This window comes from Microbacterium sp. TNHR37B, assembly GCF_001620065.1.
Classification (GTDB): Bacteria; Actinomycetota; Actinomycetes; order Actinomycetales; family Microbacteriaceae; genus Microbacterium.
Genome location: NZ_LQGV01000001.1, coordinates 469,886 through 491,062, shown reverse-complemented (window position 1 = coordinate 491,062; position 21,177 = coordinate 469,886). Strand labels below are relative to the sequence as shown.

Here is a 21,177-nt window from a genome sequence, read left to right as displayed (position 1 = left end):
CGCTCCGGTCGGGAATAGATGGGCGACGTGGCGAGGTTGTCTCCCTCGTGACGGATGCCATCAAGATCGACGTGTGGAGCGATATCGCTTGCCCCTGGTGCTACATCGGCAAGCGCAACCTCGAGAAGGGAATCGCCGCGACGGCGGGTGACGAGGACGCCCCCCGCGTCGAGGTCACCTTCCACTCCTATGAGCTCTCTCCCGACACCCCGGTCGACTTCGAAGGCGATGAGATCGACTTCCTCGCCGGGCACAAAGGTCTGCCGCGCGAGCAGGTCGTCCAGATGCTCGACCGGGTCACCGGTGTCGCGGCGGATACCGGCCTGGAGTATCGCTTCGACCTGCTCCAGCACACGAACACGGTGAAGGCGCACGAGCTGCTCCACTACGCCAAGGAGCAGGGCCGCCAGCACGAGGTCGCCGAGCGACTGATGTCCGCCTACTTCACCGAAGGACGCCACGTGGGGCGGATCGACGACCTGGTCGACCTCGCGGCGGAGGTCGGTCTGGATCGCGACGACGTGCGCGCCGCACTGGAGTCAGGCCGATACCTCGACGCTGTTCGTGCCGATCAGGCACAGGCACAGGCGTATGGGATCCAGGGCGTGCCGTTCTTCGTGATCGACGGCCAGTACGGCGTCAGCGGCGCCCAGCCCGCCGAGGCCTTCGCGCAGATCGCGCGCCAGGTCTGGAACGAGCGGAAGGCGTCGCCGACGACCGCCGCCTGATCAGGCAGGCAGGCTCGCCTCGATCGCGGCGATGACCTCGGGCGCGTCGGGCTTGGTCTGCGGACGGAATCGATGCACCTCGCCCGAGGGCGTCAGCAGGAACTTCTCGAAGTTCCACATCACGGGCCCCTTGGCGCCCTCGTGGTTGCGGGCCTTCTTGAGCGCCTTGTACAGCGGCGCTGCGTGTGAGCCGTTGACGCGGATCTTGTCCATGATCGGGAAGCTCACGCCCCACGTCACGGCGCAGTAGTCGAGGATCTCCTCCATCGACCCCGGCTCCTGACCCATGAACTGGTTGCACGGGAAGCCGAGCACCCGAAGTCCGCGATCACCGTACTCACGCTGAAGCTGTTCCAGCTGCTCGTACTGGGGGGTCAGACCGCACTTCGAGGCGACGTTGACGATGAGAACGGGACCATCGCCGAAGTCGGCGAGCGTCTTCTCGGCTCCCTCCGCGTCGTGGAACGGAATCGAACGGATCTCCACAGATGAGCTATCGGCCATATCGACCACGATATGCCCGCCAGAGCTGCCGGAGGGGCCGCGCTGTCTGGGAGAATGTCAAGGATGTCCACCACTGTCACCTCGCCCGCCCGCCTGCGCATCGGGCCGATCGCCCTCGACGCGCCGGTGGTGCTGGCACCGATGGCGGGAATCACGAACACCGCGTTTCGGCGGCTCTGCCGCGAGTACGGGGCCGGGCTCTACGTCAGCGAGATGATCACGACCCGTGCCCTGGTCGAGCGCAACGCCACCACGATGCGGCTCATCCGGCATCACGAGTCTGAGACGCCGCGTTCGATCCAGCTCTACGGCGTCGATCCGGCCACCGTGGAAGCCGCGGTCCGCATCATCGTCGCCGAAGACCACGCCGATCACATCGACCTGAACTTCGGCTGCCCGGTACCCAAGGTCACCCGCAAGGGCGGCGGAGCGGCGCTGCCCTGGAAACTCGACCTCTTCCGCGACATCGTCACGCGGGCTGCGCGCGCGGCAGGCGACATCCCCCTGACGGTGAAGATGCGCAAGGGCATCGACAGCGATCACCTCACCTACCTCGATGCGGGACGGATCGCCGAAGACGCCGGTGTCGCGGCCGTCGCTCTTCACGCACGTACCGCCGCGGAGTTCTACTCGGGCCACGCCGACTGGGAAGCGATCGCCGAGCTCAAGCGCGCGGTCACGAGCGTGCCGGTGCTCGGCAATGGCGACATCTGGTCGGCCGACGACGCTGCCCGCATGATGGCAGAGACCGGATGCGACGGCGTGGTCGTGGGTCGCGGCTGCCTCGGCCGGCCCTGGTTGTTCGGCGATCTCGCCCGTGCGCTCGGCGGCCCGAACGCCGCTGCCGGGGAACCCGTCGACGCGACCTTGGGGTTCGTGTGCCGGGCCTTCCGGCGGCACGCGGAGCTTCTGGTGGAGTTCTTCGACAGCGAGGACCGCGGCTGCCGGGACATCCGCAAGCACGTCGCCTGGTACTTCAAGGGGTACCCGGTCGGGGGAGAGACCCGCGCACGTCTGGCGACGGTCTCGACGCTGGCAGAGATCGACGTGATTCTTGCGGAGCTCGACAGCGATGCCCCGTATCCGGGCGCGGCGGCGGAAGGCCAGCGGGGCCGGGCGGGCACGCCAAAACGACCGGCCCTGCCCGATCGCTGGCTGGAGTCACGCGACCTCGACGCGGCCGAGTCCAGCGCCATCGCTGATGCCGAGTTGGAGCACAGCGGTGGCTGACGCGATGGTGCATTCCGGCACCGGCGGGAGCGTGGGCGTCTCCTCCGGCCGTCCCGCCGGATACGACGACCACGATGCGGAACGCTTCCATCCCGAGACGCACCGGTCCCAGCGCGACAGTTTCGCCCGCGACCGTGCGCGGGTGCTGCACTCGGCGGCGCTGCGCCGGCTCGCGTCGAAGACGCAGGTCCTGAGCCCCGCGAGCCCCGCTGACTTCGCGCGCAATCGTCTCACCCACTCCCTCGAAGTGGCCCAGGTGGGTCGCGAGCTCGCCGTTGCGCTGGAGCTGTCTCCCGACGTCGTGGACACCGCCTGCCTCAGCCATGACATCGGTCACCCGCCCTTCGGGCACAACGGCGAACGGGCGCTCAACGAGTGGGCGCACGACATCGGCGGTTTCGAGGGCAATGCCCAGACCCTCCGCATCCTCAGCCGACTCGAGCCCAAGGTCTTGGGCGCCGACGGCGAGAGCTATGGACTGAACCTGACCCGCGCGAGCCTCGACGCCTCCTGCAAGTATCCGTGGACCGCGGACCACGCGGTGCCCGATCCCGGCGGGCGCCAGAAGTTCGGCGTGTATCCCGAGGACGAGAGCGTCTTCCACTGGATGCGGGCCCACGCTCCGGGCCGCGTGCGCTGCATCGAAGCGGAGGTCATGGACCTCTCCGACGACATCGCGTACTCGGTGCACGATCTCGAGGACGCCATCCTCAACGGCTACCTCGACCCGCGTCGACTTGCCGATCCGCGCGAGCGGGAGGCTTTGCTGACCGCCATCCAGTCGTGGGTGGGATACGGCTACACCCGCGACGAGCTGGCCGATGCGCTGTACCGCCTCACCCGGCTTCCGGAGTGGCTGAGCGACTTCGACGGCTCACGCGGTGCCGTCGCCCGGCTGAAGAATCTCACGTCCGACCTGATCGGCCGCTTCGCGCGGGCGGCGACGGCCGCCACTCGCGAGCACTTCGAGTCTCCGGTGCTCACTCGCTATCGAGGCCGAGTCGTCGTCCCGCGCGTGATCGAGGTCGAGATGGCGGTGCTCAAGGGAGTCCTCGGGGCTTTCGTCGTCTCGATCGACGGGCGTAAGGGGCTCTACAAGGAGCAGCGCCGTGTGCTCAAGCGTCTGGCGACGGCGCTGTGGGAGCGCCCCGACCAACTCGACACCATCCACGCCGGTGAGTTCGCGAGCGCGGACGACGACGCGGCGAAGCGACGGGTGGTGGTCGATCAGGTCGCCACGCTCACCGACCGTTTCGCCATCGAGTGGCACTCGCGTCTGATCGGTCCCGTCGACCTCCGGGAGCTGGGTCTCGTCTCAGGCGACGGACGCGCGACGATATCGCACGCCTTCGCCCTCCCCGAGCCCCTCGAAGGGCTCTGACCGTGGCACGCATCCGGCAGGCCGACGTCGACGAGGTCAAGGCACGCACCAACATCGCCGACATCATCGGCGAACGAGTCGCACTGAAGTCTGCCGGCGTCGGCTCGCTCAAGGGGCTCTGCCCATTCCACGACGAGAAGAGCCCGAGCTTCAACGTCCGACCCCAAGTGGGGTATTACCACTGCTTCGGCTGCGGCGAATCCGGCGACGTCTACTCCTTCCTGCGCGCCATCGATCATCTGAGCTTCACCGAGGCCGTGGAGAAGCTCGCCGCCCGCTTGGGGTTCACGCTCCATTACGAAGACGGTGGTCCGGCGCCCGAGACCAGTGGACGCACGCGCTTGTACGCCGTCAACACCGCTGCCGCGGAGTGGTTCCGGGCTCAGCTGGCCTCGCCCGAGGCGGAGACCGCGCGACGGTTCCTGGGGGAGCGGGGCTTCGACGCAGGCGCCGCCGCGCACTTCGGGATCGGGTATGCGCCACGGGGATGGGACGGAGCGCGGGATGCCCTCCGCTCGCAAGGCTTCACTGATGAAGAACTGTCTGCCGCGGGAGTCGTCTCGCAGGGCCAGCGCGGCGTCTACGACCGATTCCGCGGTCGGCTCATCTGGCCCATTCGCGACATCACCGGTCAGACCATCGGCTTCGGCGCGCGACGCCTGTATGACGACGATCAGGGCCCCAAGTACCTGAACACCCCCGAGACCTTGATCTACAAGAAGGCCCAAGTTCTGTACGGCCTCGACATCGCGAAGAAGGCCATCAGCCGGGACCACCGCGTCGTGGTGGTGGAGGGCTACACCGACGTCATGGCGTGCCACCTCGCCGGCGTGACGACGGCGATCGCCACGTGCGGTACGGCTTTCGGCTCGGACCACATGAGCGTGGTGGGGCGGGTCGTCGGCGGCGATGCGTCGGGAGAGATCATCTTCACGTTCGATCCCGATGCCGCCGGGCAGAAGGCCGCCGTGCGTGCGTTCGCCGAAGCGCGTGGGTCATCGCTGCGCAGCTATGTGGCCGTTGGCCCGGAGGGTCTCGATCCGTGTGATCTGCGCCTCGAGCGAGGCGATGCGGCCGTGCGCTCGATGGTCGATCTCAAGTCGCCGCTCTTCGAGTTCGTGATCGACCGGCGCATCGGTGAACACGACCTCGAGTCGGTCGAAGGGCGTCTGGCGGCGCTCCGGGCTACCGCGCCCATCGTTGCCGAGATCCGTGACGGGGGCGTGCGCAGCCGATACGAGCATCTCCTCTCCAAACGATTGGGCGAGGAGCTCTCCGAAGTGCACCGTGCGGTCGTTCGCGCCGCCCAACGCGGGGGAGAGGGCAAGCCGGCGTCCGATCGGGACGCGAGCGACCGGAGCGCCACACAGACGTCCGGGCAGATGCCGGCATCGGCGGACGGCCCCGGCACCGACGCACCGCCTCCGAGCACCCGCGTCACCCTCTCATCGTTGCCGCGTACGGCGGATGTGGCCCTGGAACGGGATGCCCTCATGGGTGTACTCCAGTACGGTCACGCGATCGATCCCCGTGAGGTCGATGCGGCACTCAGCATCCCGCTGCAGCATCCCGCGCTCGACGCAGTCCGGCAGGCCATCGTCGCAAGGCTCGCCCACGACGATCGGACACGTGCGGGGTGGGCCTCAGACGCCGTGGAGTCGGTTCGCGAGCCTTACCGCTCACTCGCGGTCGAACTGCTGACGGCGGCCTTCCCTGCGCTCACCGAGGCGGAGGCCGCCAACTCCGCTCTGGCGATGTGCCGACGACTGCGCATCCGCGCGATCGATGCCCGCAAGCGCGCCTTGCTGTCCGCGATCCAGAGGGTCGCTCCGGACTCTGAGGAGGGACGCACGGTGCGCATGACGCTCCGCGAGCTCGACGGGCAGCGACGAGCGCTCGCGGAGCTCCAGTAGCCCCGTCCGCTCAGACGAGGCAGGATGGGTCGCATGCCCCGCAGACCCGACGACGATGCCGCCGTCCGCGCGAGTGACCTCTCTATCGGACGGGGGAGTGGCGAGCGCGTCGTCGACGGCGTGACGTTCGACCTCTCCACAGGGGGAGTCCTCGCCATCATGGGGCCGACCGGCGCCGGCAAGTCGACTCTCGCGGCCCTCCTCGCCGGCGCCGACGAGGAGCTTCGAGTGCTCGGAGGCGAGGCGTCCGTCGCGGGCCTCTCGGTGCGCAAGGCCGGCCGCACGCGCCGGATGCGGACGTATCTGACCGGCTACATGGCGCAGGCCGCGGGCGCGACCCTCCCGCCCCGCTTGACGGTGTCGGAAGTGATCGCCGCGCCGATCACGTCTCGCGACCGGCGTGTGAACTCCCGCGCCCTGGCGGTCCGCGTCGCGTCGCTGCTCGACGAGCTGGAACTGCCGCTCGGAGCAGCGGGGAAGTACCCGTATGAGCTGAGCGCCGGCATGCGCCAGCGCGTCGCGCTCGCTCGTGCTCTCGTCCTCGACCCCCGCGTCTTCGTCGGAGATGAGCCCTTCGGCAACCTGGATGTCGAGGTGCGTGTCGCCGCGCGCGACGCGCTGCGACGGCGGCGGGCGAACTACGGAATGTCCTCCATCGTGGTCATGAACGACCCCGAGTCGATTGCCGAGCTCGACGCCGACGTGCTCGTGCTCAAGTCCGGCCACGTCGTCGGCTACGGCCCCAGCGTGGACGGCCTCATCTGGACGCCCGACGGGACCACGCCGCTCGCCTCGTGACGACGCGCCCGTGCCGAGCGGTGTCATCGGGAGCCCGCGAGCTTTGCTACGATAGTCGGGTTGCCCACCGCGAGGCGGGCTGATCCTCGGTAGCTCAATTGGCAGAGCAATCGGCTGTTAACCGATAGGTTCTTGGTTCGAGTCCAAGCCGGGGAGCTGAACGGCTTCGAGCTCCACCTCGAGGCCGTTTCTCTTTGCCCGTGATTGCGCGGCGAGGTTCCGCGGATGTCCCCTGTCAACGCGCTGCGGCACTGTCGTATGCCTCCTCGGAGGAGGAGCGCTAGCGTGAGGCCATGGCTGGAATTCGCTGGCGAAGGATCGGGATCGTCGCTGTGGTTCTCGGTGGTCTGGGACTGTGTCTGACTGCCACCATCCTGCGATGGCCCGTCTGGCTTCTTCCCACAGTGATCGGGGTCGGGCTACTTCTCATCGCGGCGCTCTCTCTTCCCACTCCTCGTCGCAAAGGCACGCCCGAGCTCTACGCCTCAGATGAGTACTCCGACGCCCAGTTGGGGCGCAGTCGGCCCACTCACCCCTACCAGGATCCAGAGGCAGCATCGCAGATCGGCGCGGCGCTGCCGGTTGATCCGCTGCGGCTCCCGGACACACCATTCCGGCAGAGCTGAGAGGAGACCTTACGGTCCGCTGTTCACTCCTCCGGACCTGCCGCTTTCTGCACCTCGCGGAAACGGTCAGTGGGCGCGAGCGAAGACAGCTCTTTCGCGGTGGCGTCGGGCGGAGGCGACTCCAGCAGCCGGATGACATCTTCCCGCCCGGCACGCCACAGGCTCTGCGCCGCGTTCGACAGCTCCTCCGGCAGTACCGTGGCACCTGTCTCGTCGAGCAGCACTTCCCCCTGCCCCACCACTCCACCGTCGAAGGGCAACACGGATGTGATCGCGAGCGCTTGCCAGGCCGGATCGAACGCGTCATCGTGGACGAGGGGAACAAGGTACTCCCGCCCGACCTCCATGCGTGACGCCTCTGCGAAGACGAGCAGCCGATCCTTCTCACCGGCGCTGACGACCCACGCGTTCGGAGATACCGTGATCTGTGAATCGGGCGTCAAACCTCGCGGCCCGGTCCAGAGGGTAGCGAGGATGTCAAGATCGACGTAGCGCAGTTCCAGCCCTTCGCCGGCCTGCTCCTCGTCGCTCGTCAGTTTTCCGCTCGTCTCCGTGCTCACGCGCACAACAACAACTGCGTCGGCGTAACTGACCCAGTCCGTGAGTGTCTCCGAGGGGAGGGCATCCAGCCCCTCCGAGAACACTGTCTCGTGCCCCGCCAAGGAGGAGCGAGGCCGTGCGGACTCGGAGTTCTCAGCGACGGCCGAGACCTCCGCGCAGCCGGTGACAGCAACGAGGGGGACGGCGGCTGCCACCGAGGTGAGTTTTGCGCGAGTGCTCATGTCAGTAGGTGTCCTTCAGCTGCGTGACGTTGATCGGCACGGGCTCCGCGGACGGCCCTGTGAACGCGTCAGGCGTCGAGGTCGTCCACGCCCGGCATCCACGAGAGCCCAGGGCGCCCCCACCCACGCTTCCGCGCGACCTTCTGCATCGTCTTCGCGTCGGCGCCGGACAACCGGTCGATGTAGAGAACGCCATCCAGGTGGTCGAACTCGTGCTGCATGATGCGCGCGCGCCAGCCGTCGACCTCGATGCGGACGGGAGCGCCGTCGAGGTCGGTTCCGGTGACCATGACCGAATCGGACCGGCGGAGCGGAAACCGCTCGCCGGGGACGGACAGACACCCCTCCGACTCCTCCTCGGGGTCGGGTTCGCCCGGCTCCAGCGGACGCATCCAGAGCTCCGGGTTCACGATGACACCGCGCCAAGGCGCACCTTCGTCATCTTCATAGCTGTACGTGTAGATGCGGAGCCCAACGCCGACCTGCGGTGCCGCGAGACCTACTCCAGGCGCCGCATCCATCGTTTCGAACATGTCGGCTACGAGCTGGCGCACCTCGTCGTCGACCTCGCCGACGGGACTGGCGGGAGCGTGCAGGACGGGATCGCCCATGATGCGAATCGGGAGAACAGCCACGTCCTCAGCCTATCCAGGCGCGCTGCCGTTAGTGTCGAGGGGTGGGAATCGCGGAGCTTGCCATCGATGACCTCACCGAGGAGCTCGTGGGGGTCTTTCGCGACCCCGGGATCCTGATCGGCATCCCCCTCGCCCTTCTCGGCGCCGTGTTCATGTCGTTCGGCGCCCAGTACCAGCACCGCGGTGTGCAGAAGGTCGAGCGCCTGACGAAGGTCGATGGCGGCACCGGTCTCACCGGTGGACAGCTCCTCAACCTCCTGCGCCGTCCGTCGTGGGTGATCGGCACCCTCATGTTGGGTCTCGCGATCGTCTGCCAGCTCGCGGCGCTCACCTACGCCCCCCTTATCCTGGTGCAGCCCCTCGGGGCCGTCTCGCTGGTCATCACGACGCTCCTCAATGCACGGATCTCCGGCCACCGCCCCACCCGACGTTCGATCGCGGCCATCACCATGTGCGTCGGCGGGATTCTGGTGTTCGTCACCATCGCCGCTCTCTACGCCACCGAGACGCCCATCTCGGACGGGCAGCTCATCACGGTGCTGATCATCCTCGCGGCGGTCGTGCTCGTCCTCTCAGGGCTGTGGGCGTGGCTCAGACACCGTATGGGCGCGCTCTTCTACATCGTCGCGGCCGGCATCGTCTACGGCTTCGTCGCCACCCTCGCAAAGGTCGTCATCAGCCGGATCTCCTCGGGCGATTTCGAGTGGCTCACGATGCTGTGTGTCGCCGCCCTCTTGGCCGGGACGGCGGTCGGTGCCTACTTCGTGCAGACCGCCTACGCCTCTGGCCCCCCCGACCTCGTGATCGCGGGGCTGACGGTCGTCGACCCCATGATCGCCATCGTGATCGGACTCGTCGTGCTGCGCGAGGCGGAGGGGGCGCCCTTCGGTGCCTACATCGGATTCGCCGCGGCCGGGGCGCTGGCCGTCGCCGGCGTCTTCCAGCTCGCCCGCTACCACCCCGAGGTCGTGAGCAACAGCCAGGAGATCCCCATCGCGCGGGGGAGCAGCGGCTCGCTGTCCGACCTGCCGTCGACGAAGACCGGCTCGATCCGGATCACGGAGGCCGTCTCCAAGGTCTGGCCTGATCCGCCCGTGGACGACGACAAGGATCTGCGACCGCGGCGGTAGCCCCCACACCGGTAGGCTCGGGGGAGCGGCCCCAGTGGCCGCGGCCGGCGTTCACGCCGGGAGGGGCGGTGGCCAAGCTGGTCAAGGCAGCGGGCTCATAACCCGACGATCGTGGGTTCAAGTCCCACCCGCCCTACATGACGAATGACAGGCTTGTCATTCGTCCAGCGCGTCCGTCATACTGAATGCACAACCACATACATCGCCGCACATCGGCTCGCACCGTTCAGGTCGTAGGGGAAGACGTACCTGACGAAACGGAGAGAACGATGGCGACACATCAAGCGCGTGGAGTGATCTTCATTCACTCCGCGCCACGCGCGTTGTGCCCCCACCTGGAGTGGGCGGTGGGACGCGCCCTCGGCCACGCCGTCAACTTCGATTGGGCGGACCAGCCGGTGCTCGCGGGCAGTCGCCGCGCCGAGTTCTACTGGGAGGGCAACGTCGGTACCGGCGCCGCCCTGGCCACCGCTATCCGCGGGTGGGAGCACTTGCGCTTCGAGGTGACGGAGGACCCGACGCCCCGCAGCGACGGAGGGCGCTGGCTGCACACGCCGGGTCTCGGCATCCACTTCGCCCAGACCGATACTGCCGGCAACGTCGTCATCGGGGAGGACCGCATTCGCTACGCGATGGAGATCGCGGCCGGCGATGTCGCCGAGCTCCAGCGCGAACTCGATGTCGCCCTCGGCGCGGCGTGGGATGAGGAGCTCGAGCCCTTCCGCCACGCCAGCGACGATGCACCCGTGGTCTGGCTCCACAAAGTCGGCTGAGGCCGCGCGAGACGGACCCACCGGCCCCGACACCTCTCTGATGAGGGGCTCATCGGGCCGTCGGCACAACTTCACACACCAGGCGGCGCGGGAGCGCCAGTACCGCCCTCGGACGGCTTCCCGGGGAGTGGGAACACGTGCCGGCCGCCTCACCCGAAAGAAGGACGCCCTCCGCTGGCTTCGCGGAGGGCGTCCTTTCGTCTGGGCAGGTTGGTCAGACCGATTCGAAGGCCACGACGGCGTTGTGGCCACCGAACCCGAAGGAGTTGCTGATCGCGAGCTGGTCACCGGCACCGAGCGGCATGGGCTGTCCCGAGAGGCGGAAGGGAACAGCGGGATCCTGCTCGGTGAGGTTGATCGTCGGAGGCGCCACGCGGTCGCGGAGCGCCAGGACCGTGAAGATGGCCTCCAGCGCGCCGGTGCCGCCCAGAAGGTGCCCCGTCGAGGCCTTGGTGGCTGAGACCGGGATCTCGTCGATCCGATCGCCGAAGACGCTGTGGAGAGCCACGTACTCGTTCGGGTCGCCGACGGGCGTCGAGGTGGCGTGCGCGTTGACGTGCGTGACTTCGTCCACGGACCGTCCGGCGGCGCTGAGCGCCAGGTGCACGGCGCGCGCGGCACCGGTCCCCTCGGGGTCGTTGGCCGTGATGTGGTAAGAATCGGCCGTGACGCCGCCTCCGACGACGGCCGCGTAGATCTTGGCACCGCGCGCCTTGGCGTGCTCCTCGGTCTCGAGGATCAGCACGCCGGCCCCCTCGCCCATGACGAAGCCGTCACGGTCGATGCTGGCCGGGCGAGAAGCGGTCTCGGGGGAGTCGTTGCGACGCGACAGCGCCTGCATCGATGCGAAGGAGGAGATGGTGATCGGGTGGATGACCGATTCGGTCCCCCCGGCGATCACGACATCGGCGAGGCCGGCCCGCAGGTGCTCGACGGCGTTGACCAGCGACTCGGTGCTGGAGGCGCACGCACTGGCCACCGTCCGCGCGTAGGCACGGGCACCGAAGTGGAGCGAGAGGTTCCCGGCCGCGGCGTTGGGCATGAGCATGGGAACGGTCATCGGCAGAACGCGACGAGGTCCCTTTTCGCGCAGCGTGTCCCACGCGTCCAGCAGGGTCCACAGTCCGCCGATCCCCGTGGCGAAGTCGATCCCGAGACGCTCGGGCTCGACCTCGGGGGAGCCGGCATCGGCCCACGCCTCCATCGCGGCCACGAGGGCGAACTGAGACGACGGATCGAGTCGCTTGGCGACCGGTCGCTCCAGCACCGTGTCGGGCCGCACCTTGGCCTGGGCGGCGAAGGTGACAGGAAGCGAGTACTTCTCGACCCAGTCGTACTCGAGGGTGCTCGTGCCGGACGCACCGGCGAGGAGAGCCTCCCAGCTCTCGGGGGCGGTTCCGCCGATGGGGCTGGACGCGCCGATTCCGGTGACGACGATGCGCTTGTTGCTCATGTGTTCCTCATACTGCGGCGACGGGGACGGATGCGAGTCCCGCACCGTCCCCGTCGGGGCTCGTGCAGGTCAGGCCTGGTTGGACGTGATGAAGGTCACCGCGTCGCCGACGGTCTTGAGGTTCTTGACCTCTTCGTCGGGAATGGTCACGCCGAACTTCTCCTCGGCGTTGACGACGATCGTCATCATCGAGATGGAGTCGATGTCGAGGTCATCGGTGAAGGACTTCTCGAGCGCGACCTCGTCGGCGGAGATGCCGGTCTCGTCGGTGATGAGCTCGGCGAGCCCTGCGAGGACCTCGTCGTTGGTGAATGCCATGGGATGTCTCCTTGTTTTCTGATGGTCTGGATGAGGTGTCACCGGCACACGGCCGGTAGCAAGTCTAGGTGCGCGACGAGTCGCCTCACGGGAGGACGACCACCTGCGCCCCGAACACGAGCCCGGCACCGAAGCCGATCTGGAGGGCGAGGCCGCCCGAGAGCTCCGGCCGCTCCTCGAGCAAGCGGTGGGTGGCCAGCGGGATGGATGCCGCCGACGTGTTCCCCGTGGTCTCGATGTCGCGACCGATCGCGACGCTCTCCGGCAGCCCCAGCTGCTTGGCGAACTCATCGATGATGCGCATGTTCGCCTGATGCGGAATGAAGGCCGCGAGATCGCTGGGCTCCACGCCTGCCTCTTCGAGCGCGCGACGGGCGACCTTCACCATCTCCCACACTGCCCAGCGGAACACCGTGGGGCCCTCCTGACGGAGCGTCGGCCACGGTGTTACGCCGTCGCGGAACTCCACGAGCGTGTGGTTCATCCCGACAGCATCGGCTTTCGAACCGTCCGAGCCCCACACCGTCGGTCCGATCCCCGGGAAGTCGCTCGGCCCGACGATGACGGCTCCCGCGCCGTCTCCGAGAAGGAACGAGATGGACCGGTCGGTGGGATCGACGATGTCGCTGAGCTTCTCCGTGCCGACGACCGCGACATACGTCGCGGCGCCGGCGCGGATGAGTGCGTCGGCCTGCGCCACTCCATACGCGAAGCCCGCGCACGCGGCGTTGACGTCGTACGCTGCTGCCGGGTTCGCGCCGACGCGGTCGGCCACGATCGCGGACACTGACGGCGTCTGCTTCGGGTTGGAGATGGTGGAGACGATCACGGCATCGACGTCCGACGGCGCCACCCCGGAACGGGCGATCGCCTCGGCGACGGCGTCGGTGGCCAGATCGATCGCCGTGACGTCGCTGCTCGCGCGTGCGCGTGTGACGATGCCGGTGCGCTGGCGGATCCATTCGTCGCTCGAGTCGATCGGGCCCACGAGGTCATCGTTCGGCACGAGGTTCTCGCCCCGTGCCGCGCCGTAGGCGTAGATGCGCGTGTGCGCGGGACCGGTGGACTGCTTGAGCGTAACGGTCACGCGGCGCCTCCCTGGGTGTCGTTGTCGGTGGAGAGCAGCGCAATGGCCGCATCGAGGTCTTCCGGCGTCTTGAGCGCGACGGTGGGAACACCGCGCAGCGCTCGCTTGGCGAGACCGGTCAGCGCGCCGGCCGGTGCGAACTCGATGATCCCGTGTGCCTCGTGCTCGGCGAACGAGGCCATGCACAGGTCCCAGCGGACAGGCGAAGCGACCTGTTCGACGAGCAGGTCGAGCGCGGCGCGGCCATCCGTGACGACGGAGCCGTCGCGGTTCGTCCAGAGCGTCCGCGCCGGAGCGGCGGGGTTCACACCCTGGGCCGCAGCTCGCAGCGTCTCGACGGCAGGCGCCATGAAGCGCGTGTGGAACGCACCCGCGACGGACAGGGGGATGACGCGCGTGGCCGGCGGCGGCGTCTCGGACAACGCGGAGAGCGCAGATGCGGCACCGGCGGCGACGATCTGGCCGCCGCCGTTGTAGTTGGCCGGGGTGAGGTCGAGCTCTTCGAGTCGGGCGACGACCGCGTCCTGATCACCGCCGAGGACTGCGCTCATCCCGGTCTCCTCGGCAGCAGCAGCATCCGCCATCGCACGACCCCGGATGCCGACCAGGCGCATGCCGTCGGCGTCTGTGAGGACGCCCGCGGCGGCCAGGGCAGAGATCTCCCCGACAGAATGCCCGGCGACACCCTGAGGGAGGGCCGGAGCGCGACTGTCGAGCGCGTGCCAGGACAGGAGGCTGGCGGCGACGATCAGCGGCTGAGCGACGCGCGTGTCGCGGATGCGCTCGGCGTCCCACGTCGTCCCGGCCGCCCCGAGGTCGACGTCGGCGAGCTCGGAGAACCCGGCCAGCCGCTCGCGTGCACCGTCGAGCTCGAGCCACGGCTCGAGGAAACCCGGTGTTTGCGACCCCTGACCGGGGAAGACAGCAATGATCACTTCCCTATCCTCCCAAGAACAGATGCTCGCCGACTGGCGAGACAGTCACAAGAAACACGAAGACCTTTGTGCGCGTCGGACAGGATACCGCCCGACTCAGCCTCGCCGCGGCGCGGGCGAACGCCGGCGGGTGACGTCGGTGCCGATCGATCCGATGATGAGCGCGGTCTGGAGGATGAGCGCCTCCCGCGGCCCCGTCGCGTCCCAGCCGATCACGTCCGAAACCCGCTTGAGGCGATACCGCACGGTGTTCGGATGGACGAACAGCTCGCGCGCCGTCGCCTCCAGCGACCGGCCGTTGTCCAGGTAGCTCCAGAGCGTCGCCACGAGATCGGTCGAATGCGCCTGGAGCGGCCGGTAGATCCGCTCGACCAGCGTCGCCTTCGCGAGGGGATCGCCTGCCAGAGCCCGTTCCGGGAGCAGATCGTCCGCCTCGACCGGACGAGGTGCGTGACGCCAGGCCTTCGCGACGGCGAAGCCCGCGAGGGCCGCGCGCGCACTCTGGCCGGCATCGACGAGCGCGGGGACCGGGGGGCCCAGGACCAGGTGTCCGCTGCCGAAGCCCGGCTCGAGGCGCTTGGCGATCTCCGGGAACGAGAGCTTGTCCTCGCGTTCGCTCGCTCCGGGTGGATCGGCGCGACCGATGACGAGGACGAGGCGGACACCCTGCACACCGATCAGCACGTCGACGCCGAGCTTGCGAGCCAGCCGACGCAGGTGGTCCACGTCGAACTGAGGGGGAGTGGTGCCCACGAGCACCGCCACCTCGCCGTGGCCGTGCCAACCGAGGGCGGCGATCCTGCTCGGCAGCTCCTCATCGGACTCACCGGTGAGGATCGAGTCGACCACGAGCGCTTCGAGTCGCGCGTCCCACAGCCCTCGGGCTTCGGCCGCCCGGGCGTAGACGTCGGCGGCAGCGAAGGCGACCTCTCGCGAGTAGAGCAGAGTGCTCTCGCGCAGATCCTCACCGCGACCGGCGACACGTTCCTCGGTCACCTCCACGGTGACCCGGATCAGCTGAAGGGTCTGCGTGAGGCTCACGCTGCGGAGGAGCTCGCGCGGCGCCGCGGCGAAGATGTCGGCCGCGATCCACGGCTGGGCCGTGGGGTCGTCATACCACTGGATGAATGCCGAGATCCCCGCCTGCGCGACCAGACCCACCGCGGAGCGCCGCGCGGGCGGCATCTCCGCGTACCACGGAAGGGTGTCCTCGAGGCGCTGGATCGTCGCCGTCGCGAGGTCTCCCGAGATGCGACGCAACCACGCGAGCGTCTCGGCTTTCTCCTGCGGGGTGGGTCTGGTCGGCATGCGCGAGCTCAGCTCTCGCCGCCTGCGTTCCCGCTCGTGCCGGCGGTCACGTCGTGCAGACGGTACTTCTCGATCGCCTGCGCCGACAGGGAGCGGTCGACCAGACCGTCCTCCGCGAGCGCCTGCAGCGTGCGGACGACGATCGACGGGCCGTCGATCTTGAAGTATCGCCGGGCCGCGGGCCGGGTGTCGGAGAAGCCGAAGCCGTCGGCGCCGAGAGTCGCGAAGCGACGCGGCACCCACGGACGGATCTGATCCTGCACGGCGTGCATGAAGTCGCTGACCGCGATGACGGGGCCCTCGGTCTCCCGCAGCCGGTCGGACACGTAGGCGGACCGCGGCTCGTCGAGCGGGTGGAGGAAGTTGTGCTCGTCCGCGGCGAGACCGTCGCGACGCAGCTCCGTCCAGCTCGTGACCGACCACACGTCGGCCACGACGCCCCAGTCGTCTTTGAGGAGCTGCTGCGCTTCCAGCGCCCACGGCACGCCGACGCCCGAGGCGAGGAGCTGGGCACGGTGGCCGTCGCCCTCGCCGGTCGAGATCCGGTGCATGCCCCGCACGATGCCCTCGACGTCGACACCCTCGGGCTCGGCCGGCTGCACGAGCGGCTCGTTGTAGAGGGTGATGTAGTACATCACGTTGGGGTCGGGGTGGTTGCCGCCGTACATCCGCTCGATTCCCGCGCGCACGATGTGCGCGATCTCGTAGCCGTAGGCCGGGTCGTACGAGATGGTGGCGGGGTTGGTCGAGGCGAGCAGGTGCGAGTGCCCGTCGGCGTGCTGGAGCCCTTCACCGGTGAGCGTCGTGCGACCGGCGGTGGCGCCCATGATGAAACCGCGGGCCATCTGGTCGCCGGCTGCCCACTGGGCGTCACCCGTGCGCTGGAATCCGAACATCGAGTAGAAGATGTAGACCGGGATGAGCGGCTCGCCGTGGGTCGAGTACGCCGTGCCGACGTTCGTGAACGCCGCGACGGCTCCCGCCTCGTTGATGCCGACGTGCATGATCTGACCCTGCGGGCTCTCCTTGTAGGCCAGGAGCAGCTCGCGGTCGACCGAGGTGTAGTTCTGGCCGTTGGGGTTGTAGATCTTCGCGGTCGGGAAGAACGCGTCGAGCCCGAAGGTGCGCGCCTCGTCGGGGATGATCGGGACGATCCGGTGACCGAAGTCCTTCACCCGCAGGAGGTCCTTCAGCAACCGGACGAACGCCATCGTGGTGGCGACCTCCTGCGTGCCGGAGCCCTTCTTGGGGAGCGCGTAGGCGTTGTCATCGGGGAGGGCGATCGGCACGTGGTGCGTGCGGCGCTCCGGGAGGAAGCCTCCCAGCGCACGACGCTTCTCGACCATGTACTGGATCGTCTCGTCCTCCATACCGGGGTGGAAGTACGGCGGGAGGTAGGGGTTCTCCTCGAGCTGCGCGTCGGTGATCGGGATACGCATCGAGTCGCGGAAGTGCTTGAGGTCGTCGAGCGTCATCTTCTTCATCTGGTGCGTCGCGTTGCGCCCCTCGAAGTGGTGACCGAGCCCGTAGCCCTTGATCGTCTTGGCGAGGATGACGGTGGGCTGGCCCTTGTGCTCGACGGCCGTCTTGTACGCGGCGTACACCTTCTGGTAGTCCAGGCCACCACGGCGGAGCTTGCCCCAGATGTCGTCGTCGGACCAGTCCTTCACCATCTCGAGCGTCCGCTCGTCGCGCGCGAAGAAGTGGTCGCGGATGAACTTGCCGTCCTCGGCGCGGTAGGTCTGGAAGTCGCCGTCGGGGGTCGTGTTCATGAGGTGCACGAGCGCACCGTCACGGTCCTTCTCCAGCAGCTCATCCCAGCCGCGGCCCCAGACGACCTTGATGACGTTCCAGCCGGCGCCGCGGAAGAAGCTCTCGAGCTCCTGAATGATCTTGCCGTTGCCGCGGACGGGACCGTCGAGGCGCTGCAGGTTGCAGTTGACCACGAAGGTCAGGTTGTCGAGGCCCTCGTTGGCCGCAACCTGCAGCTGACCACGGCTCTCGACCTCGTCCATCTCACCGTCGCCGAGGAACGCCCAGACGTGGGAGTCGGAGAGGTCCTTGATGCCGCGGTTGGTGAGGTACTTGTTCGTCATCGCCTGGTAGATGGCGTTGATCGGTCCAAGACCCATCGACACGGTGGGGAACTGCCAGTAGTCCGGCATCAGCCGCGGGTGCGGGTAGGAGGGGATGCCCAGCGGCGCTTGCGACTTCTCCTGGCGGAATCCGTCGAGCTGGTCGGCGGAGAGGCGCCCCTCGAGGAACGACCGCGCGTAGATGCCGGGGGAGGCGTGGCCCTGCACGAACACCTGGTCGCCACCGCTCGGGTCGTCGAGGCCCCGGAAGAAGTGGTTGAAGCCGACCTCGTAGAGAGAGGCAGACGAGGCGTAGGTGGAGATGTGGCCGCCGACGCCGATGCCGGGGCGCTGCGCACGGTGAACGGTCAGCGCCGCGTTCCAGCGGATCCACCGGCGATACCGGCGCTCCAGTTCCTCGTCTCCGGGGAACTCGGGCTCGTTCTCCGGCGCGATCGTGTTGATGTAGTCGGTCGTGGGGATCTGCGGCACGTTCAGCTGCAGCTCACGCGATGCCTGCAGCAGGCTCAGCATGATCTCGCGACCCCGGCCGGCACCCTTGGCGTCGACGAGCTGATGCAGGGATTCCTGCCATTCGTGCGTCTCTTCGGGATCGCTGTCCTGCGGGCCCTGGGAGTACGGATCCTGATCGTTGACAGTCACGGGACACCTTTCGTCTTCTGGCAGGTCATACCAGGGATGGGGCTGTGGAGGCGCCGGGCTTTGTGAAGCAACGACAACGCATCCTGGATCAGCCTAGTCACTCACCGCCCCTCCCGGCGCCGTCGGGCGGGGTCGAGAGCGGCGCTGCGCCGCGCCGCTAGACTCGACACCGCGGGCCTTTAGCTCAGCTGGTAGAGCGCCACGTTTACACCGTGGATGTCGTCGGTTCGATCCCGGCAGGGCCCACCCATCATCCCCGCCCACCGCGGAGCCCCCCTCTCTCTCCTCCGCTGTCCGTCGACGTCACCGCCCGGTCCCGCCACGGCTCACGCCCAGAGGACCCACCATGCGGGCGGCGGCGCGGGGTGTGTCAGGAGCACCCCATCGGGGCGCCGCTCCACGACTGTCCAGCCATCGTTCACCCGTTCGCGGATCTCACGATCCAGACGCGCTGAGCGGAATTCTCCTCGGGACACGTCCTGATCAGCCGTCGCGTCCGACGATCTTCGGCTCAGCGGGATTGAAGTACGGCGCGTCGTCCGCACCCAGACGGGAGTGACCTCGGCCGTAGGCGAAGTAGATGACGAATCCCAGGGCGAGCCAGATCAGGAACCGCAGCCACGTCTCGACAGTCAGGTTGAGCATGAGATAGGTGCAGATGGCCGCGGAGAGCGCGGGAAGCACAGGACTCCACGGCACGCGGAACCCCCGCTTCAGATCCGGGCGGGTGCGTCGGAGCACGATGACGCCGATCGACACCAGGACGAACGCGGAGAGCGTCCCGATGTTCACCATCTCCTCGAGGACCCCGACCGGGGTGAGGCCGGCGACGAGGGCGACCACGACGGTGACGATGATCGAGATCACCCATGGTGTGCGGCGCGTCGGGTGGACCTTCGCAAGCGAGCGGGGGAGGAGGGCGTCGCGGGACATCGCGAAGATGATGCGCGTGGCACCGATGAGGAGGGTCAGGACGACCGTGGTGAGCCCAGCTACAGCACCCGCCGAGATCACGGTCGCCATCCAGGCCTGACCGTGGTGGGCGAAGGCGTTCGCGAGGGCGGCTGCCGGGTCGAGATCCGCGTAGGAGACCATGCCGGTCACGACGAGCGCGACCGCGCAGTAGAGCACGGTGCAGATGACGAGCGAGGCGATGATCCCGATCGGGAGGTCCCGCTGCGGCTTCTTCGTCTCCTCGGCCGTGGTCGCCACGACGTCGAAGCCGATGTACGCGAAGAAGACCAATGCGGCGCCGGCGAAGATCCCGCCGAGACCGAACGCCATCGGCTCGATGCCGGACACGAACTGCAGGAGGGGCTGAGTGAGCCCCGTCGCCGTCTCTCGAGGGGCGGAATCCGGAATGAAGGGCGTGTAGTTCGCCGGATTGACGAACAGCAGCCCCGCGACAATCACGAAGAGGACGATGAACAGCTTGAGGCCGACGAGCACCATGTTCACGCGCATCGACTCGCGAATGCCGTACGTCATCAGGGCGCCGAGGACGATCACGAGGAGAATCGCCATCACGTCCACCGTGCCGCCGTAACCGATGGCCTCGGGGATCGGCAGACCCAGCTGCTCGAGGAGCACACCGAGATAGGCGCTCCACCCCTGGGCCACCACGCCCGCGCCCAGGAACATCTCCAGGATCAGATCCCATCCGATGATCCACGCGAACAACTCGCCCAATGACGCGTAGGAGAAGGTGTAGGCCGATCCGGAAACCGGGACCGTGGACGCGAACTCCGCGTAGCACATGGCCGCCAGGCCGCACGCGATGGCCGCGACGACGAAGCTCACGACAATGGCAGGGCCCGCCACTTCGTGGGCGACGCGGCCGGTCAAAGTGAAGATTCCGGCACCGATGACGACACCGACACCGAAGACGGTGAGATCGAACGCGGACAGGGACTTCTTCAGACGGAACTCAGGTTCCTCGGTATCGGCGATGGATCTCTCGACGCTCTTCGTCCGCATCACGCTCATCGTGTTGCTCCCTCCGCGGGTCCGCACCACATCGTAGACCCGAGCGAGATCCCGTCGGGGGAGCGGGCCGCCGGCGTGTGGATACGCGCGATAGGTTGGACTGCGTGAAAGCCAGCCCCACGGACCAGCGCCGCCTCCTCGACCTCGCCGCGCTCGATGTCACGCTGCGCGCGGCCGACCATGCGCGCAAGAACCCCGCTCAGGCGCAACGGGTTCAGGAGCTCCTCGCCCAGCGCCAGGCCCAGTCGGTCGAGCTGACGAGACTTCTCGGCGCACGCGATGACCTCGCCGCCGAGCTCTCGCGGATCGAGTCCGATGTGGCCGTCGTGGATGCTCGTGCGGCACGTGACGCCGAACTGCTGGCGGCCACGAGCAGCGCGAAGGACGCCCAAGGACTCGGACACGAGATCGCCTCGCTTGCCAAGCGCAAGAACGATCTGGAAGAGGCCGAACTCGAGGTCATGGAGCGCATCGAGGCAGCGGAATCCGAGATCGCCGCGCAGGAAGCGCTCATCGCCGCCACCAACGACGAGGGTGCTCGCCTCAGCGCCGAGGGCAAAGCTGCGGTCGAGAGCGCAGCGGCCACCTACGACGGGGCCTCGCGCGACCGCGACGCCGTCGCGGCGACCGTCCCGGCGGATCTGCTGTCGATGTATGACCGGCTCGCCGCGCGGGGGATCGGCGCCGGGCTCCTCCGCCAGCGCACCTGCGAAGGCTGTCGCATGGTGCTGGCCGGCTCCGACCTGCACCGCCTGGCCCAGGCAGCGGAGGACGACGTCGTGACCTGCCCGGAATGCGGCTGCATCCTCGTGCGCACCGAGGAGTCGGGCCTCTCATGAGGGCACTCGCCAT

Annotated in this window: 19 protein-coding genes and 3 tRNA genes; 12 read left to right on the top strand and 10 right to left on the bottom strand. The window is 68.2% G+C overall.

The genetic code is table 11. The features are described from left to right. The first annotated feature begins 47 nt into the window (after positions 1–47). The gene (locus tag AVP41_RS02370) at positions 48–728 is read left to right on the top strand and encodes a DsbA family oxidoreductase (RefSeq protein WP_067160214.1); all 681 of its coding nucleotides are present in this window, start codon (positions 48–50) and stop codon (positions 726–728) included. Here AVP41_RS02370 and AVP41_RS02365 read toward each other — a convergent pair whose 3' ends face one another. Further along, positions 729–1,232 carry a glutathione peroxidase gene (locus AVP41_RS02365; RefSeq protein ID WP_067160211.1) on the bottom strand — a complete coding sequence of 168 codons (504 nt, stop codon included), beginning with the start codon at positions 1,230–1,232 and terminating at the stop codon, positions 729–731. Positions 1,233–1,295: 63 nt separating this feature from the next. On the opposite strand from AVP41_RS02365, the gene dusB reads away from it, so the two are divergent. The 6 genes from dusB to AVP41_RS16545 all read left to right on the top strand — a co-directional run bounded on the left by dusB (position 1,296) and on the right by AVP41_RS16545 (position 7,180). After that, positions 1,296–2,462 (top strand): tRNA dihydrouridine synthase DusB, encoded by a 1,167-nt coding sequence (dusB, locus tag AVP41_RS02360; protein WP_067160208.1) that lies wholly within the window; start codon positions 1,296–1,298, stop codon positions 2,460–2,462. A gap of 4 nt (positions 2,463–2,466) precedes the next feature. Continuing rightward, complete coding sequence (locus AVP41_RS02355; RefSeq protein ID WP_067162705.1) at positions 2,467–3,843, top strand: deoxyguanosinetriphosphate triphosphohydrolase; 1,377 nt, start codon at positions 2,467–2,469, stop codon at positions 3,841–3,843. Between the two features lie 2 nt (positions 3,844–3,845). Further along, positions 3,846–5,756 carry a DNA primase gene (dnaG, locus tag AVP41_RS02350; RefSeq protein WP_067160204.1) on the top strand — a complete coding sequence of 637 codons (1,911 nt, stop codon included), beginning with the start codon at positions 3,846–3,848 and terminating at the stop codon, positions 5,754–5,756. Between the two features lie 33 nt (positions 5,757–5,789). After that, positions 5,790–6,554: an ATP-binding cassette domain-containing protein gene (locus AVP41_RS02345; RefSeq protein ID WP_067162703.1), complete on the top strand. Its 765-nt coding sequence runs from the start codon at positions 5,790–5,792 to the stop codon at positions 6,552–6,554. Between the two features lie 83 nt (positions 6,555–6,637). Next, a tRNA-Asn gene (locus AVP41_RS02340) sits at positions 6,638–6,710 on the top strand. A gap of 137 nt (positions 6,711–6,847) precedes the next feature. Continuing rightward, positions 6,848–7,180, top strand: a complete 333-nt coding sequence (locus AVP41_RS16545) for a hypothetical protein (RefSeq protein ID WP_157532367.1) — start codon at positions 6,848–6,850, stop codon at positions 7,178–7,180. Positions 7,181–7,203: 23 nt separating this feature from the next. Here the strand turns inward: AVP41_RS16545 and AVP41_RS02335 are convergent, their stop codons facing one another. Next, a complete protein-coding gene (locus tag AVP41_RS02335) occupies positions 7,204–7,962 on the bottom strand; it encodes a hypothetical protein (RefSeq protein ID WP_067160202.1) in 759 nt (252 codons plus the stop codon). 68 nt (positions 7,963–8,030) lie between these two features. Next, positions 8,031–8,597, bottom strand: coding sequence for a peptide deformylase (gene def, locus AVP41_RS02330; RefSeq protein WP_082828982.1), 567 nt, complete (start codon positions 8,595–8,597; stop codon positions 8,031–8,033). A gap of 47 nt (positions 8,598–8,644) precedes the next feature. Here def and AVP41_RS02325 point away from each other — a divergent pair, with 47 nt between their 5' ends. From AVP41_RS02325 to AVP41_RS02315, 3 genes are all read left to right on the top strand, one after another. Further along, positions 8,645–9,727 carry a DMT family transporter gene (locus AVP41_RS02325; protein WP_442922779.1) on the top strand — a complete coding sequence of 361 codons (1,083 nt, stop codon included), beginning with the start codon at positions 8,645–8,647 and terminating at the stop codon, positions 9,725–9,727. 62 nt (positions 9,728–9,789) lie between these two features. Next, a tRNA-Ile gene (locus tag AVP41_RS02320) sits at positions 9,790–9,863 on the top strand. Between the two features lie 133 nt (positions 9,864–9,996). Continuing rightward, a complete protein-coding gene (locus tag AVP41_RS02315; protein ID WP_067160199.1) occupies positions 9,997–10,500 on the top strand; it encodes a DUF3145 domain-containing protein in 504 nt (167 codons plus the stop codon). Between the two features lie 214 nt (positions 10,501–10,714). On the opposite strand, the gene AVP41_RS02310 is transcribed toward AVP41_RS02315, so the two are convergent. The 6 genes from AVP41_RS02310 to aceE form a co-directional block, all read right to left on the bottom strand. Continuing rightward, on the bottom strand, positions 10,715–11,953 hold the full coding sequence (locus AVP41_RS02310) for a beta-ketoacyl-[acyl-carrier-protein] synthase family protein (RefSeq protein WP_067160196.1): 1,239 nt from the start codon (positions 11,951–11,953) through the stop codon (positions 10,715–10,717). Between the two features lie 69 nt (positions 11,954–12,022). Then, entirely contained in the window at positions 12,023–12,271 is a 249-nt protein-coding gene (locus tag AVP41_RS02305) for an acyl carrier protein (protein WP_028495632.1), read from the bottom strand. 85 nt (positions 12,272–12,356) lie between these two features. Beyond that, on the bottom strand, positions 12,357–13,358 hold the full coding sequence (locus tag AVP41_RS02300; RefSeq protein WP_067160193.1) for a beta-ketoacyl-ACP synthase III: 1,002 nt from the start codon (positions 13,356–13,358) through the stop codon (positions 12,357–12,359). After that, the gene (locus AVP41_RS02295; RefSeq protein WP_067160190.1) at positions 13,355–14,293 is read right to left on the bottom strand and encodes an ACP S-malonyltransferase; all 939 of its coding nucleotides are present in this window, start codon (positions 14,291–14,293) and stop codon (positions 13,355–13,357) included. Before AVP41_RS02295 ends, AVP41_RS02300 begins: the two co-directional genes overlap by 4 nt. A 96-nt stretch (positions 14,294–14,389) precedes the next feature. Beyond that, complete coding sequence (locus AVP41_RS02290) at positions 14,390–15,601, bottom strand: PucR family transcriptional regulator (RefSeq protein ID WP_067160187.1); 1,212 nt, start codon at positions 15,599–15,601, stop codon at positions 14,390–14,392. An 8-nt stretch (positions 15,602–15,609) separates the two neighbouring features. Next, positions 15,610–18,339 carry a pyruvate dehydrogenase (acetyl-transferring), homodimeric type gene (gene aceE, locus AVP41_RS02285; RefSeq protein ID WP_067160183.1) on the bottom strand — a complete coding sequence of 910 codons (2,730 nt, stop codon included), beginning with the start codon at positions 18,337–18,339 and terminating at the stop codon, positions 15,610–15,612. Positions 18,340–18,512: 173 nt separating this feature from the next. Between aceE and AVP41_RS02280 the strand changes: the two genes are divergently transcribed. Continuing rightward, a tRNA-Val gene (locus tag AVP41_RS02280) sits at positions 18,513–18,585 on the top strand. A 237-nt stretch (positions 18,586–18,822) separates the two neighbouring features. On the opposite strand, the gene AVP41_RS02275 is transcribed toward AVP41_RS02280, so the two are convergent. Continuing rightward, positions 18,823–20,325, bottom strand: a complete 1,503-nt coding sequence (locus tag AVP41_RS02275; RefSeq protein WP_067162698.1) for an amino acid permease — start codon at positions 20,323–20,325, stop codon at positions 18,823–18,825. Between the two features lie 104 nt (positions 20,326–20,429). Here AVP41_RS02275 and AVP41_RS02270 point away from each other — a divergent pair, with 104 nt between their 5' ends. After that, a complete protein-coding gene (locus tag AVP41_RS02270; protein ID WP_067160180.1) occupies positions 20,430–21,164 on the top strand; it encodes a zinc ribbon domain-containing protein in 735 nt (244 codons plus the stop codon). Positions 21,165–21,177 lie beyond the last annotated feature (13 nt).